At 39.9% G+C, this 14,761-nt stretch carries 14 protein-coding genes and 1 pseudogene; 8 read left to right on the forward strand and 7 right to left on the reverse strand.

Translation table 11 applies throughout. The features are described 5' to 3' along the window. Positions 1-2: 2 nt before the first annotated feature. The 5 genes and pseudogenes from D3A97_RS19195 (at position 3) to D3A97_RS24885 (ending at position 4,226) form a co-directional block, all read left to right on the forward strand. Entirely contained in the window at positions 3-1,352 is a 1,350-nt protein-coding gene (locus D3A97_RS19195) for a TlpA family protein disulfide reductase (RefSeq protein ID WP_119080126.1), read from the forward strand. 428 nt (positions 1,353-1,780) lie between these two features. After that, complete coding sequence (locus tag D3A97_RS25380; RefSeq protein WP_119080127.1) at positions 1,781-1,996, forward strand: transposase; 216 nt, start codon at positions 1,781-1,783, stop codon at positions 1,994-1,996. 91 nt (positions 1,997-2,087) lie between these two features. Further along, positions 2,088-2,577: pseudogene (locus D3A97_RS25385) on the forward strand (transposase). Between the two features lie 627 nt (positions 2,578-3,204). Continuing rightward, complete coding sequence (locus tag D3A97_RS19225) at positions 3,205-3,660, forward strand: MauE/DoxX family redox-associated membrane protein (RefSeq protein WP_119080131.1); 456 nt, start codon at positions 3,205-3,207, stop codon at positions 3,658-3,660. A 152-nt stretch (positions 3,661-3,812) separates the two neighbouring features. After that, positions 3,813-4,226, forward strand: coding sequence for a hypothetical protein (locus tag D3A97_RS24885; RefSeq protein WP_157986634.1), 414 nt, complete (start codon positions 3,813-3,815; stop codon positions 4,224-4,226). A gap of 79 nt (positions 4,227-4,305) precedes the next feature. On the opposite strand, the gene D3A97_RS19230 is transcribed toward D3A97_RS24885, so the two are convergent. From D3A97_RS19230 to D3A97_RS19250, 5 genes are all read right to left on the reverse strand, one after another. After that, the gene (locus D3A97_RS19230; RefSeq protein WP_119080132.1) at positions 4,306-5,664 is read right to left on the reverse strand and encodes a RagB/SusD family nutrient uptake outer membrane protein; all 1,359 of its coding nucleotides are present in this window, start codon (positions 5,662-5,664) and stop codon (positions 4,306-4,308) included. Between the two features lie 46 nt (positions 5,665-5,710). After that, the gene (locus D3A97_RS19235) at positions 5,711-9,259 is read right to left on the reverse strand and encodes a SusC/RagA family TonB-linked outer membrane protein (RefSeq protein WP_119080133.1); all 3,549 of its coding nucleotides are present in this window, start codon (positions 9,257-9,259) and stop codon (positions 5,711-5,713) included. 178 nt (positions 9,260-9,437) lie between these two features. Continuing rightward, positions 9,438-10,031, reverse strand: coding sequence for an RNA polymerase sigma factor (locus tag D3A97_RS19240; RefSeq protein ID WP_119080134.1), 594 nt, complete (start codon positions 10,029-10,031; stop codon positions 9,438-9,440). Between the two features lie 459 nt (positions 10,032-10,490). Further along, positions 10,491-11,612: a FecR domain-containing protein gene (locus D3A97_RS19245; protein ID WP_119080135.1), complete on the reverse strand. Its 1,122-nt coding sequence runs from the start codon at positions 11,610-11,612 to the stop codon at positions 10,491-10,493. A gap of 343 nt (positions 11,613-11,955) precedes the next feature. After that, a complete protein-coding gene (locus D3A97_RS19250; RefSeq protein WP_198674076.1) occupies positions 11,956-12,213 on the reverse strand; it encodes a helix-turn-helix domain-containing protein in 258 nt (85 codons plus the stop codon). 122 nt (positions 12,214-12,335) lie between these two features. Between D3A97_RS19250 and D3A97_RS19255 the strand changes: the two genes are divergently transcribed. Both D3A97_RS19255 and D3A97_RS19260 read left to right on the forward strand, forming a co-directional pair. Beyond that, entirely contained in the window at positions 12,336-13,283 is a 948-nt protein-coding gene (locus D3A97_RS19255; protein WP_119080137.1) for an IS1595 family transposase, read from the forward strand. Between the two features lie 82 nt (positions 13,284-13,365). After that, positions 13,366-13,563: a hypothetical protein gene (locus D3A97_RS19260; protein ID WP_157986635.1), complete on the forward strand. Its 198-nt coding sequence runs from the start codon at positions 13,366-13,368 to the stop codon at positions 13,561-13,563. Positions 13,564-13,565: 2 nt separating this feature from the next. Here D3A97_RS19260 and D3A97_RS19265 read toward each other — a convergent pair whose 3' ends face one another. After that, positions 13,566-13,898, reverse strand: a complete 333-nt coding sequence (locus D3A97_RS19265) for a hypothetical protein (protein WP_157986636.1) — start codon at positions 13,896-13,898, stop codon at positions 13,566-13,568. Positions 13,899-13,971: 73 nt separating this feature from the next. Between D3A97_RS19265 and D3A97_RS24890 the strand changes: the two genes are divergently transcribed. Next, positions 13,972-14,142 carry a hypothetical protein gene (locus D3A97_RS24890; RefSeq protein ID WP_157986637.1) on the forward strand — a complete coding sequence of 57 codons (171 nt, stop codon included), beginning with the start codon at positions 13,972-13,974 and terminating at the stop codon, positions 14,140-14,142. 29 nt (positions 14,143-14,171) lie between these two features. Here the strand turns inward: D3A97_RS24890 and D3A97_RS19270 are convergent, their stop codons facing one another. Then, complete coding sequence (locus tag D3A97_RS19270) at positions 14,172-14,552, reverse strand: hypothetical protein (RefSeq protein ID WP_119080140.1); 381 nt, start codon at positions 14,550-14,552, stop codon at positions 14,172-14,174. Between the last annotated feature and the right edge of the window lie 209 nt (positions 14,553-14,761).

Genomic DNA, 14,761 nt, shown 5'->3' on the forward strand with positions numbered 1-14,761 from the left:
ATATGGTAGAGACAAAACTAGGCATAAAAACAATCATCATTGCAGCAACTTTTGCTATCATTAGTAATGATCTCAAATCACAATCTACCCAAAGAAACAAAGTTCTTGAAGTGGGAGACACTATACCAGACATTGTCCTCAATCGCGTGCTAAATTACCAGTATGCTCAAATAAAAACATCAGATCTAAAAGGGAAAAAGGTAATATTGGATTTATGGAACAAGTGGTGCACCTCATGTATTGCCTCCTTTCCAAAGTTAGAAGAGCTACAACAAAAATTCGCCAATGATATCACAATACTCACATTAACAAATAATACAGAAGAAGAATACATTAGGCTAAAAAAAAATTCAAAAATACTTAAGCAGTCAAAATTACCATTTATTGTAGGAGATACAGTTTTATTTAATTTGATATCACCACCAGCTGTTCCGTTTGTAGCCTGGTTCAATGAATATGGCGTTCTTGTAGCCGCATCAAAAGGGACTAGCGTAACTGAACAAAGCATTGAAACGTTCATTTCCAATAATCCTATAAGCCACGACTATAGAATAAAAAGTTTAGACACAATAAATGAAATAAGATATCCAGAACTTGCAAATTATAAAAATAACGACTCAATTCGGTATCGATCCATTTTCAAAAAAGAACAAAAAATAGAATATAGACCAACTACGAAATTCTATCATAATAGAAATGAAGGTGTAGGATTAGATATAATAGACGGAAGCATATTATCAATAGTAAGTTTTGCATATTCATTTAATGACGAACGAAATATTCTGACTAAAAACAGCAATCTACAACACCTTATATTGCCCATAAAATTTGACGACAGGGAGAGATGGTCACATGAAAATACATATACATATATTTTACGTCTAGAGGCAGGAAAATACTTTTTTAACAGCGCTCAAATACTTTCTTGCATGAAGAAAGACATAGCAGAAAAGGTAGGAATAGTAGGCACTAGAAAAAAAATAGCTCAAGAAGTGCTAGTATTAAAGAGCATGAACTCAAATACAAGACGTATATATATGCCTGAAACGGAAAAACCTGTACTAGAAGATACTAAAAATGGAATTTACATTCAAAATAATGATACTAAATCCTTAGCTAAAACGCTAGAAATAAAAATTAATGAAAACACCTCCAGCAGGCCCTACATAAGAGTTATTGATGAAACAAACATAAAGGGAAACATCAATATAGATCTCACGTTCAAGGACAATAGTATTAGCGAAATTAACAAAGAGCTAAAAGAAAATGGTCTACTCCTAACAAAAGCTCAAAGAGAAATAGAATGCCTTGTTCTGGAAGAATGTATAAATGCAAATACCATAACACAATGATTATGCCCGCGTTATGGGTACAGCAGGAAGAAAATTAAGTCCAGTCATCTCGAGTCCGAGATTGCAGAGAAGGGGTTTAGGAACTGATCGTATCGCTGTATGCCAAAAGGATGAGTATAAGCGATATTGAAGAACAGATCAAGGCATGTACAAATTTGAAGCTACTGATGATAAATCCAGTTAATTCATAACGATATAATGTCTCGGCCAAAGAGACTGTTTCATAAAGCGTGTCAGTTAGAAGTTGCATAACTTTAAACTGACAATATGGACAAAGAACTATTCGATTTTGAAGCATTTAAGAAGCAGGCAGCGAACCGTTTGAAGAAGGGCGACATGCTTCTTAGTAAGGACGGGGTCCTTGCTCCGTTATTAAAAGAGTTCCTGGGAAGGGGCTTTAGAAGGCGAACTGGAAGCTCACATCGAAGATGAGGGCAAGTTGCAACAGAAAGAATCGCAAAGGTCGAAAGCAGGTTAAAACGCCCATCGGGTCTGTGGATATTGACCGGCCGAGAGACCGTAATAGTAGATTTGAGGCTGAGCTCATTGCCAAGCGGCACAAGACCCTCGGGGTTGACCTTGACCGCCAAATCATCGCCTTACACGCCCGGGAGCCAGTTACAGCGACATTCGCCATCATTTGATGGATATGTATGGTGTGGAGGCCTCTACGATCACCATCAGCCGCGTTACCGAAAGATCCTGCACCTGGTCCAGGAGTGGCGTAGCCGCCCGATGGAACGGGTTTATTCTTTTGTGTGGCTAGATGCCAGTCATTGCAAAGTTTCCCACGAAAGACGCGTTATCAGCCGCGCCGTATATTGTATTGTCGGTCTCAACCAGGAGGGGTTATAAGGAGTTATTGGGAATGTATGTAGGCGAGAACGAAGGTACAAAATTCTGGCTGCAGGTACTGACCGGCTTGCAGAACCGTGGATTGCAGGATATTTTCATCGCCTGTATAGACAATCTCCGGCGCCTGGCTGACGCCATAGAGAGTATCTTTCTGCAAACCGAAGTTCAGTTATGTATAGTTCACCAGGCCCACAACTCTCAAAAGTACCTTTCCTACAAGGATGTAAAACCTTTTATGAAGGACCTTCAGAGCGTCTGCCGGGCAGCAACAGCGGAACAGGCCGAGCTTAACCTAAGTCAGCTGGAGCCAATTGGGGACAGCGCTATCCCAAAGTTATCGAATCCTCGAGAAAGAACCGGCCCAGCCTAAGTAGCTACTTTTAATATAACAAGGATGTACGCAGGATCATGTACACACCCAATATCATCGAAGACTTTCATCGGCAACTACGGGCTGTCACCAAATCAAAAGGCGCCTTCCAGTCGGAAGGCGCCCTGATAAAAATCCTATTCCTGGACCAGGAGAATATATGTGCGAAATGGAATAAACCCACGCACAACTGGAACCGAACACTAGCGCAGCTATCTATTATCTTTAATGATAGACTGAAACTTAATCTCTAACAATCCTGACGCTGTAATACTACCCGGCTAAAATAATATCACCATTAATGTAACCTTCACTCCACAAAACCATTGGAAAATCAACCATTCCGGTAAAATATAGCCACTTCACATTACAGCACAACAACATTTGTTAAAACAACAAAATCAAAAGCATCTGCTATTGATATCCTAGCTATGCTATAGTAAGACAATAAATTTTTATATTTTTTTTCCACTGCCATGTATTTACAGTTCCAGAGCGTAGCTTTGATATCAAACAATAAAATTACAATTAAGCTTAAGGCATTTATCTAAATATTCAATAGCCCTGTCGTTAGAAAATAAAATTAAACCCAGCCTTCCCAAAAAGGTTAAAATCACTATTATCATAATGAAGCAGAAAACTTTAGACGTTTCCAGTCAGCATACCAATTTTAGGTTAAAAAGGCTTACGCTTGAGTCGATAATCGCAATTTTTCTTCTGCTTTGGATTTATGTTGGGGTTAGCAAATTACTAGATCTAACATCCTTTAGAATCCAGCTATTTAACTCCTCTATTTTTAAACAACATGCAAGATTTATTTCACTTTTCATTCCTTTACTAGAGGTAGCTATCGCAATACTACTTCTAACAAAAACTCTACGGCTTGTCGGTTTATATTCATCTTTTATTTTAATGTTTGTATTTACAGCATATGTCGCTTATCTGATGAAATTTGAACCCAATCTTCCTTGCAGTTGTGGTGGAATAATTTCCGACTTGACTTGGCCTCAACACCTAATATTGAATATATTTTTAACTCTTTTGGCTGCTATCGGTATATATCTTCAAAAAAGAAACCCTTAGGTGTCTTTATAGTATCTAAATAAGTAATCCACTATACTCATATTTCAAAACAATATTATCCCTTACCCACAATTTCTTGTTGTACAACAAACAAGTTTACCTGTCTTGCAAAAACAGGGAATTAAACCATTATTCACACAAAAACTTTTAAAATGAAACACGTAAAAATTAGCTTTGCAGCTGTTGTTGCAATTGTCGCACTTGGGCTCACTGTAGCCACTAAGGCAAATTTTTCGGGGAAAGCTATTGTAGCCAACTGCTATAGGGCTGTAGACGTTACAGATGCAGCACCAGTTTCTCCTTCACTGGTTTCCTTAGATCCACTTTCATGCAATGCGGCAAAATCACAAATACTTACAGATCCGTATTTGGCAGTGGCTCCGACCATAGAGCCTTCCATCGCTTGCGTTGAGCAATCCAACATTTTCTGCTGCGCCACTTTCGTCGAAGTTACCGATCCTAGTACTCCGAACTTTGATGAAATCCCTTTAGTTGACTTAGATGGACCTGGTGGTGACCCCGCTCGTAAATGGGCAGTTTCAACTGTTTATTGCAAAATTCAATAGAACAGCATAACATATCGTTAAATAATACCCGACAGCTCCTCCGTCGGGTATTATTTCTATTAAAAAGCTAACGATATGTCTAATGCTCCCATCCCATATTTTGTTGCAAATTCGTAACTTGTATAATCTCATTGGGAATAGGGAAAACATACCTGTAACTTTGCGGATCCAATGTATAACTTACCCCTTTGACCTTTCTTATAATAGTAACGGCTGTTTCTGGCTCTAAATTTAGTCTTCTAAGATCCATCCATCTAACATTTCTAAGGATCAATTGTTTTCTGCGCTCCTGAAGAATGATCTCAAGCGCTTGTTTTTGGTTACTAGCTACTTTTGCGGTAAAAGTTGAAGTCCCATTTACTTTCTTCCACCTAGTTTCAAGTAATATATTTAAGGTATTCATAGACAAATCTACTTGTCCCAATCGAGCCAAACACTCACTTCTAGTAAGATAAACCTCATCTAATGCAAGACCAGCAAAAACGTCTGTCGCACTATTTCCATATGTACCCTTAAACTGTATCCGACTTCCATTAACTTGAAAAAAAGTCTGCTTTCTCAAATCATCTTTCTCATACAAAGAAAAAAAACTTGAATCTATCAAATAATCAGTTACCAAAATAGGCATTGGAACATAATAATTAAAAAACAAGACTTCTTTATTAACCCCTATAAATTGGCTGGATGTAGGTATCGTATTATAGTCAATAAGCTGGTTCTTCAGATCCATACATTTGCTAGCATAATGCAGGGCGCTATCATACTTTTGCATTGAAAGGTATACACGAGAAATTAATGCAAAGCAAGCCGGCTGAGAGGCTCGGGTAACATAAAGTGGATCAATTGGAAGCTGAAAAGCAGCTTGTTTCAAATCTCCAATTATTTGTGCATATACTTCTGAAAGGCTGGAATGCACAGATGGCTGAGTAATGTCAGTTGTTAGACGAAGTGGCACGCTAAGTACAGCATCAGCAGTCGCTTGCCTATATACTGGGCTGAATGTTTGGACCAAATCAAAATATAATCTTGAGCGCTGGAATAGCGCCTGAGCGATTACATCATCGGCACCTGGCTCGTCTTTAATCTTCCTTGCTCCATCTAACACTACGTTCAAAGTTAAAATTGCATTATAAGGAGCATTCCAATCATTTACATAGCCATCCACTTCATTGGTCCAAGTGTATGCATTTTGATAAGTTGTACCCATATAAGCATTCCAATCATTATCAGTATAATAATGACCGTCAGCTGCTATCTCTCCTTGAAAAACCGTTGATACAACATTCAAAACACTGGAATTATCTAGTAAAGCTTGAAAATCAGCAACCTTTAAGGGCACTGTCAAAGATTTATCAGATTTAATATCCAGCCACTCCTTTGCACAAGACGACAACATTAATGCAACAAAGAATATAATATTTATTCGTTTTAGTTTCATACTCTATATTTAAGATAGATATACCTATTAAAATGAAGCTGCGCTGCTACAATTTAACGTTTAATCCTATAGCTATACTTCTCTGCCTAGGGCGCATGTAATTCTCGGGGTCAATATCAATTTTGTTGGCTTTCCATATTATTCCAAGGTTACTTGCATATAGGTAAACATCCGCAGATGAAAACGGAAGTTTGTTATCATACTTTCTATAAACGCTATAGGCTAACCGGATGTCTTGCAGTCGAATAAAATCGCCACGTTCAATTAAAACTTCTGACATTCCATAAAAATTATAATAGTTGTTTGGAGTACTGGGTATAGCTGGAACATTAGTCTTTTTCTCATCGCCAGGCTTCTTCCATCTTAAGGCATAATCGGAGTGCCCTCCCCAGTTAGTCAATAAGCTACTGTAGTTTATCGAGGACCTCCTAAAATAGGATCCGAACTTATAAGCTATATTCATTGAAACTGAAATACCATGGTAACTCCACGAATTCATAAAAGCGCCAAACAAGGGAGGTCTTACATCCCCTATGTAAACTAGATCTTTCGGCAAAGTGTTATTTCCGCTGAGTACTATATTGAACGGTGCTATAGTATCAGCTACATAACCCAAGGGGCTACCCGTTTTTGAATCGAGCCCTCCCCAACGATAAGCGTACAATTTATACAACGGTTTTCCCACAATTGGCGTCCCCCCACTTAAATAGCTTATAGCACGCTCGAGCACCGACTCTCCTGCATTATAATTAGTCACCTTATCTGTATTATAGCTTATCTGAAAACCAGCAGTCCATTTGATATTTTTATCCAGTATTAACGCATTTAAAATCAGATCGATTCCCTTCCCAGTCATAGACGCATAATTTCCTGTATAGCTTTGAACCCCTGTTGTGGGTTCAGACTGGATCACACCAATCAAGTTTATCCCCTTCTTTTGGTATACATCAACTGAGCCATCCAGCCTCCTATTCTTAGATGAAAAATCGATGCCAATATTGCTCGTTTGAACTTTCTCCCATGTCAATCCAGGATTGGGCGGCGTTCGCAATCCAGAATAAGAAGCCCCATCGTTATATATTCCGTCTCCAGGTTGCAAATTAGTAGTAGGCATTGCTGTCGCATTATTATTTAGGTTCCCATTATATCCATATGTTGCGCGTACCTTCAACTTTGGTATAAGACGAAATCTATAAAACTTTTCCTCGGATAAACTCCAAGCGAACCCAGCAGACCATAGTGGTATGCTTCGTTGATTGCTCTTAACCCCAAAATAGTTGCTCCCGTCAATACGCCCACTGATAGAAGCGTTGTATTTTCCCCTAAAAATGTAGGCAGCATTCCCGTAGTAGCTTAGAAATCTATTTAATGTTCCAACTAAAGCATTTCCATCGGGGATTCGCGTATTTCCAATAGGCCGATTTACATAGAGTCCTTTGTAATCCATTGTGGTATTATAAGAGAATATCTGAGGATCATAACCATATTTTCTACCTGTATTTGATTCATAAATGAACTCTCTTCCTTCTGTACCTAGAATACCAAATACCGAATGTTCTCTCCATGTTTTGTTAAAATTCAGCTGCGCACGCAAATTCCATATCCGCCTGGTTGCAGTTACATAATCGAGTATTCCTCCACGTGGAACTGGATATTGAACCCTGCCCATCCCATCCCTAGACATATATCTGTTTATTAGATTCCTAGTAAGAAACGTTTCCTCACTATAGTAAAACTCATTGTCTATTGAGCTGTTTTCATATTGCCCTCTTACTTCTGCTGATAGTCCAGGCAGAACATTGTACTTAATACCACCACCAATTCTAGTATTAAATAATTTGGCTATATTATCTGCCGAATTCAATTCATCAATCGGATTGTAATGCCAATCTAGGAGACCAGGAATATTGACAGTATCTAGATATTTCGCTCTGAGTGTGCCCGTCGTAGGCGTATGTATAAGGCTTCCTCCAGCATCTACAAAAGGTGTATATGGCGCAGCCTTCTTACCGCCATCAGCGATATATCTCAAGTAATCATATCCATTGTTTTGAGAAATGCTTTGTGCGTATGTTATAAAGGTATTTATCTCGACTTTTTCATTCGGTTTGAATGAATTTTCCATTCTAAAAGTAAATCTCTCTAACGCATCCCTTTTGAGATAACCTCTATTATTATCATAACCAATTGATCCATAATAGCTGCTCTTTCCTCCTCCTCCGCTCACATTAACATTATATTGCTGATTAATTGAAGTTTGCATTAGGTGTTTTTCTATATCGTCTCGCACGTCGTGCATGGCCATCCCATCCAATTGCCTCTCAGCTTCGGCTTGCGATAGCTCACCTCGCTTCTGAGCAAGTAAAATTTCTATTGCAGGCGATACAATAGGATATGAATACGTCGGAGAAAAAGGGCCGTTGTAGGCATTATAGAATCCACTATTAAAAAGTTGCTTTTCATATTCAATAGCATCCTTTGACGAAATAATGTTCAATTTTTTCAGGTCGGGCCTTTCCGTGACATTTACACTCGCATTAAATTGAAGTGATAATTTTTTGTTTAATGCTCCCTTCTTTGTTGTGACCACTATTACTCCATTTCCTGACCTGGCACCCCATATTGATGCAGCTGCCGCGTCTCTAAGAACTGTTACTGATTCTACATCGTTAGGATTGATGTTATCTAACGCTATTGCAGCAGCGCCCTTTCCGGTGCCCTCGTCGTATGGAAATCCATCTATAACAACGAGCGGAACCATATTTGCGTGTATAGTGCTCAAACCACGAATGGAAATATTCGTTCCTATTCCTCCTTCAGTTTTTAGACTATTCGTCACATTCAATAGTCTGTCCAATAAATTGGTGGACACGGACCTATTAATAGTTACATTGTCAATCTTAACAAAACTCCCCGTCGCACGCTCCTTCGGAATATCCTGGTACCCCGTCGACACCACCTCCACCCCCTTGATCTCTCGTATCAAAGTATCCAACTTAATCTGCACATCCCGCTGCCCCTGTATCTTCATCTGCACACTTTCAAACCCAATCGACGAAACCTGTATCACCCCGTTCATCGGCATATTCGTAAAATAAAACCTCCCCTCCCCATCCGTACTCTGCCCCCTGCTCTGCCCTTTCAGCGAAACCGTAGCCCCCGGGATCGGGTTCCCGCTCTTGTCCGTCACTACCCCCCTAACGTCTATCTTCGGTATGCTATCGGTTGCAGAAACTCTCTCAATTTGAGAGGCCGGCTTGCTATCCTTCAAAATCACGATCCCCCCGCCCCTGATCACCCACCGCAAGTTCCGCTTCCCCAGCAGCTCCCGCAGCACATCGCCGAGTTGCTCCCGTTTAAAGTCCACGGAAACCTTTTCGTTCTTGTCAAGCACCTGCGTAGAATACGTGAATGAAAAACCTGTCTGAGCCTCTATGCGGAGAAAAACATCTTCCATTGGAGCGTTATTGACCTTGAGGGTCACCAGGGCGGCACTGTCCTGGTTGGTGGCGGCATTTACCTGTACAGTTAATGCCATAAAGGCAATAAAGAGCCATTTCCCACGAAGGGAAGCGATGCGGTAGAGAGACATCATCGAAGAGGTGTTTGCTAGTTCTGAAAATTATTTACTAAGTCTTAGATGAATGACTAAGTCTATCGGGGTGAAAGACTATCATACATTTTCAAAAGAATTTACTATTTTCTAAAAAATGCTCTAAAAAACCGGCAATTCTTTTGAATTTTCAAACTTTTTCTCAGTACGATTTAGCGTTCTAAAACTTAATAAACGTTACCACCAAAGCCATTTGGAGAAGGGTCTGAAAATAAGCCTCATACTTCTCAATATTTTTCCGGGCCAGCCGCAAGTGTGTTTTCACGGTGTTCCGGCTCACTTTCATGATAGATGCAATATCGTTGTAACAGTGCTTTTCAACATACGCCAGCCGCATGGCGGTCTGCTGCTGGTAACTGAGGGTGGAGAGTATTTTGTCCCGGAGAGATTTTTCGTATTCTTCTATAGCGGGCTGGTACGTGACCGGTTCACCTGAGTTGGGGAAAGCGGCGTGCTCGTCCATAAAGAACTGGGACCGGTAACGCCTGATGCGTTTTTGTTTGTTCAGGTGAATAATGCATAGGTTATGAATGCCCTTTTGCAGATAGTACTTGAGCTGTGTAACCTGCTCCCACTTGCTGAAACGCAACACGTGGTTCACAAAAAAATCCTGTACCATTTCTTCGGCCTCCAGCTTGTCTTGCAAGATCTGGTACGCCCGTGCAAATAACAGTTTCGCATATTTCCGGTACACAGCGCTGTATGCCTCTTCCTTTCTTTTGGCCAGCCCTTCCAGTATAAATACATCTTCCATACCCTGATAACGAGGTTAGATTTTAGTAAAATGATGACGGGTGTTGAACGGATGAAGTTAATCCGATAATAAACTCAGGGATTGTTTTGGAATTTTTGTCAGAGGGCTACTTGCGAGAGAAACGAGTCTAATGGTTCCGTTTTCTACAACAATGAATAAAAATAGACATTGTTAAAATACGACTGCAATATGTTAATTTGATGATTCACTTTTTGTTAACTTAACGTTAATAAGGGTTGGCCAGGTGTCCGGCCATTTTTGCTCACATTCCGCTACAACCTGCTACCACCGATACTTTCAGCCAATTGTGGAAAAATACCTAAAAAATAAAGTTGGTTTACTTCACCCTGTTTTTGAGGCGTTTTTACAAAAAAATACCAGGCCTGGAAAGGCCCGGTGTATTTTTATGTGCTAAATGTACTTATAGAACTATCAGGGGAAAAGAACCCTGTTTAAGCTTTATTTACAGTGCAATACGTTGTTTTCCCAATACATTTTCACCAGCCCCGTTTCATTGATCTGATCTACCACCTCCTGCACAGGCCGGTTGCGGAACAGCTTGATACGGAATACTTTCCCCGCCACATCCGCATTGTCCATCACCACCTTCACATCATACCAGCGCTCCACCATAGCCGCAATTTCCCGCATAGGGCTTTCCTCGAAATAATACACCCCCCGCCGCCAGGTGATCAGGTCATTGTCAAAAGGCTGCACCTTTATCTGCTCTTCTCCCCGTACCACGGCTTCCGTACCAGGCTTCAGCTCCACCTGGCGCTCTTCGGCCGCTACGGCCACTTTGCCGTTTACCAGCGATGTAGTGATAATACCCTGGTTATAGGCGTTCACATTGAACTCGGTGCCCAGCACGGTAATGTGCGTATTGCTGGTGTGTACAATGAAAGGCTTCCCCGCATCGGGCGCTACCTTGAAGTATGCTTCGCCCTTGATATATACCTCGCGTTTTGTTTCGTTAAAATGGAAGGGGAACTTGATCTCTGAAATACTGTTGAGCCATACCAGGGTGCCGTCTGCCAGCTTCACCTGGAAGTCCAGCCTGGGGGGCACCGTGAGCGTATTCCAGCCGCTGCCATCTCCCTCGCCGTTGTACTCCAGCTGGCGGTTGTTGGCGGTTAACGTGGCGTTATCTATGGTAATGGTCTGGCGGCCGCTGTCATTCAGCGCTATCCGCTGGCCGTTGGCCAGCTTCAGGGTTACACCGGCCGCACCGCCCTCCCCGGCCGCTATTTCCGGCCCGGCGGCCGCACCGGGAGACAATATGTACCAGGCCGCCCCGGCCACCAGCAGCAGCACGGTTACCGCGCCGGCCAGCATGTTGCGGCGCTTCCGCTGCCGTACCAGCGCAGCCTCATGCTGGATGAGGTCATAACTCTTTTCCACGTCAAAATGCTCCATGGCCTCCAGGGCTTCTTCTTTCGGCACCGCATTCCGCACTTCTTCCCGCAGGCTGCGGGCCTCCTCACTGGCAGCCAGCAGGGCATTCAGCCGCTCCTGCTCTTCAGGCGAGAGAAGACCGTAATGTTCCTTGAGAATAAGTTCCTGAATTTCTTCGTGGTCCATAAGTTAGGCGCTTCTGTACTATGACGCTATTTTTATATGCTCAGGGTGAACGGCAAAGGAAAGTCTTTTTTTATATCAACGGTCAAATTGCATAAAAAATTATGACACACCTGTTTGCATAACAGGTAGCAAGATATTGAAACAGAATCAATTATTGAATGCCCGCAAATTTGTTTGTTAGCAGAGGACCGTAACGCCGCGGGGGGGCCGCTACGAAAGTTTTCACCTGTCCGACCGCATTTTTTCCAGGGTGCATAACAGGGCAATGGCGATTGTTCTCATGCTGATATTTTAATTAGGTAACTATATACTTGTTAAACCCATAGTTTAAATATGGGGGAAATTACGGCAATTCATTTCCATAAGGCAAAATATCATTAGGGGTGAGATTTAAGGCTATCATAAGCCTAATAATTGTGGTTATTTGAAGGTTTGATTCGCCTTTTTCAAGTTTTTGTACCTGATTATATTCCATACCTGCAATCAAGGCTAGTTTTCTTTGGCTTAATCCTTGCTTGGTTCTGGCTTCTTTAAACTTGGTAGCTAAAGCGTCTAAAATCTGCTTATCCTGTAGATCATTCATACCTGAAATTTCGGTCAAAAGTAGAAAATATTGACGTATTATTATACGTCAATTCAATAAATTCTCGTATATTTGTATAAGAATTGGCTCTAGGACTGCAAAAATGGTTTTCCCGGAATATTTAAGAAGGAAAACACTAAATGGCTTTAACGAATTTAATCGAAGTTATGCACTGTAATAATTTACTGGATATAGCAGAAACATTTCGGGATAAGAATGTATGTTTGGATTACTTGGCATCAAAGCGATGGCATGGCAGTGTGTATTGTGTTTTTTGTGGCTGTAATAATATCTATACTTTAAAAGGTAAATACAGCCGTTATAAATGTGGCGATTGTCGCAAACAGTTTTCAGCTATCAAAGGAACTATATTTGAAAATAGCCCCATCCATCTTCAGAAATGGTTCATGGCTATATTCTTAATCACTACTCACAAAAAAGGTATTAGTTCAATACAATTGGCAAATAGCTTAGGTGTTACGCAAAAGACTGCATGGTTCATGGCACAAAGGATAAGATATGCCTTGAAAGTAAAATCATTTGACAAGAAGCTAGATGGTGTAATTCAGTGTGATGAAACATTTGTAGGGGGCAAGAATAAAAACCGTCATGCTCATAAGAAGGTGCCAAATTCACAAGGAAGAAGTTTTAAGGATAAAACGCCTGTATTGGGAATGCTACACACTGGTGGAGATTTGCGATTAGTAGTTATGCCAGATACGGCTTCAGCATCTATTCAGCCCTCGGTAAAGGAACACATTAAAGAAGGTTCAATCATTGTATCAGATGAATGGCATGGATATAATGGTTTGGATAAAAAATTCCTTCATGTCGTACTAGATCATCAGCAAAAAGAATTTGTAAGGGGAGCATTTCATACGAATAGTATAGAAGGTTTTTGGGGAATATTCAAACGTGGTGTTATTGGGGTGTATCACTACATGAGCAGAAAACATTTGCAGAGATATTGTGATGAATTTTCTTATAGATATAATTCGCGTCAATTGCCTAATGGAGTAAGATTTGAGAATAGTTTAGAAGGGGTAAACTGTAGGCTAACTTATAAGGAGTTGACTGGAAAGGTTTAACTGTCAATCCCCATTTTTAAGTTCTTTGAAATATTTGGCTATAAAAACTGATGCATTTTAGTATTTAAATACTAAAATGATAATGGAAGATAGTAAATATCGTTTTACAATAAGCGAAGCAGATAAGGTTTACAAAATAGAATTAAATAATGATGCAGCAATGGTTGTAATTAGAACACCTGACCGAGTAATACAAACAGCCCTTTGTAATATTTTAAGATGGATTCAAGAAGGGTCAAGGAACGAAAAAAATACATTTGTTGTGAAAATATCAGATTAGCATCATAGATGCTCTTTATAGGTTAGAAGTATGAATTTGATAATATCTCTAATCTTTTTCTCTATTTGACTGATTATCTCAATGGGAATATTCGGATAAATTGTTTCAACAAAGATACTTACATAAAATTCTCTTTGATGGGATGCCAAATCTGGAAGGCATTCAATTTTAAAAACTTTTGAAACATCAAATTCAGGATGGTCTTTATGTATTTCTTTTTCATACTCGTTTAGTGCAGTTACCATTTTATTGTAAGCAGCGATAAATTTTTGTTCATCTGCAAGGCTAACACAATTTAATAAATCGCCATTTTTTTGCTTGTCAAAATTGTTCATGCTCATTTTATGGGGAATTGATTAAGATCATCGTAAATTAGCAAAAAATAGCACAATACCAAACAAACATTTAATGCCGGATAAATCAAAATATACCAAACCTTCAAGTACTAATAATAACGAGAATAAGGACAATTTCTCCCTGTTTGAAGAAGCAATGGGTCAAATAGCCAATACGCCTAAAAAAGATGTAGAAAAGGCTATCAAAGAGGATAAAAAAAAGAAGCAGAAAAAAAGCCGCTAACTTAATAACGGCTATAGAAGTTGGTCAGATTAATTTTGAGTATCATACTTTGGCTTATCATAGCCTTTAATAGTTACCTGTACTGCTCTTCCGTCACCAGATGAATTAGCATATACCCTAAATTCAGGTTCTCCATCAATTTCAATTATAATATCATCAAAAGCCCGAAAGGGAGCAGGAATCGGTTTAGATTCTTTCCCACTGTTGTTTCTAAAGTTTGATAACTTAAACTTGTAATAACCTGGAAGGCTATCTTCTTCTATCATGTAATCTGCGAAAATGAAGTTTTCGTTGTAAATACACCCATCTTCAAACCTCAAATCAAGAGGGGTAAATGGTGGTTGCGTTGTGAACTTAAACTTAGATTCTAACTTTTCTTTCAGTTGTTCTGGTGTAAGACGTGTAGGCATGTGTTTTGTTTATAGACAATTTAAGACTTATTACATAAATAAAAAAGCCGTTAAAATTAATAACGGCTTTATGATGTTAGATCGGGACTATCTCAGTAACTGTGTAAGTTTTCAAAAATCGGAGTTCGTAGCAGGATCTATATCCTGATCCTGCTTTCAAAAATAGTTAAAAACTGGTCCAGGACAATGCCCCAGTTCCTTATTGGCAT

This window comes from Chitinophaga alhagiae, assembly GCF_003568665.1.
Taxonomy (GTDB): domain Bacteria; phylum Bacteroidota; class Bacteroidia; order Chitinophagales; family Chitinophagaceae; genus Chitinophaga; species Chitinophaga alhagiae.

Excerpts from the sequence above, each read along its gene's own strand:
- D3A97_RS24890 (WP_157986637.1), top strand. The coding sequence starts at position 13,972 with ATGCCGGATAAATCAAAATATACCAAACCTTCAAGTACTAATAATAAC.
- D3A97_RS19235 (WP_119080133.1), bottom strand. The coding sequence starts at position 9,259 with ATGATGTCTCTCTACCGCATCGCTTCCCTTCGTGGGAAATGGCTCTTT.
- D3A97_RS19240 (WP_119080134.1), bottom strand. The coding sequence starts at position 10,031 with ATGGAAGATGTATTTATACTGGAAGGGCTGGCCAAAAGAAAGGAAGAG.
- D3A97_RS19265 (WP_157986636.1), bottom strand. The coding sequence starts at position 13,898 with ATGAACAATTTTGACAAGCAAAAAAATGGCGATTTATTAAATTGTGTT.
- D3A97_RS19230 (WP_119080132.1), bottom strand. The coding sequence starts at position 5,664 with ATGAAACTAAAACGAATAAATATTATATTCTTTGTTGCATTAATGTTG.
- D3A97_RS25380 (WP_119080127.1), top strand. The coding sequence starts at position 1,781 with ATGAGGGCAAGTTGCAACAGAAAGAATCGCAAAGGTCGAAAGCAGGTT.
- D3A97_RS24885 (WP_157986634.1), top strand. The coding sequence starts at position 3,813 with ATGAAACACGTAAAAATTAGCTTTGCAGCTGTTGTTGCAATTGTCGCA.
- D3A97_RS19245 (WP_119080135.1), bottom strand. The coding sequence starts at position 11,612 with ATGGACCACGAAGAAATTCAGGAACTTATTCTCAAGGAACATTACGGT.
- D3A97_RS19225 (WP_119080131.1), top strand. The coding sequence starts at position 3,205 with ATGAAGCAGAAAACTTTAGACGTTTCCAGTCAGCATACCAATTTTAGG.
- D3A97_RS19270 (WP_119080140.1), bottom strand. The coding sequence starts at position 14,552 with ATGCCTACACGTCTTACACCAGAACAACTGAAAGAAAAGTTAGAATCT.
- D3A97_RS19195 (WP_119080126.1), top strand. The coding sequence starts at position 3 with ATGGTAGAGACAAAACTAGGCATAAAAACAATCATCATTGCAGCAACT.
- D3A97_RS19255 (WP_119080137.1), top strand. The coding sequence starts at position 12,336 with ATGGCTTTAACGAATTTAATCGAAGTTATGCACTGTAATAATTTACTG.
- D3A97_RS19260 (WP_157986635.1), top strand. The coding sequence starts at position 13,366 with ATGGAAGATAGTAAATATCGTTTTACAATAAGCGAAGCAGATAAGGTT.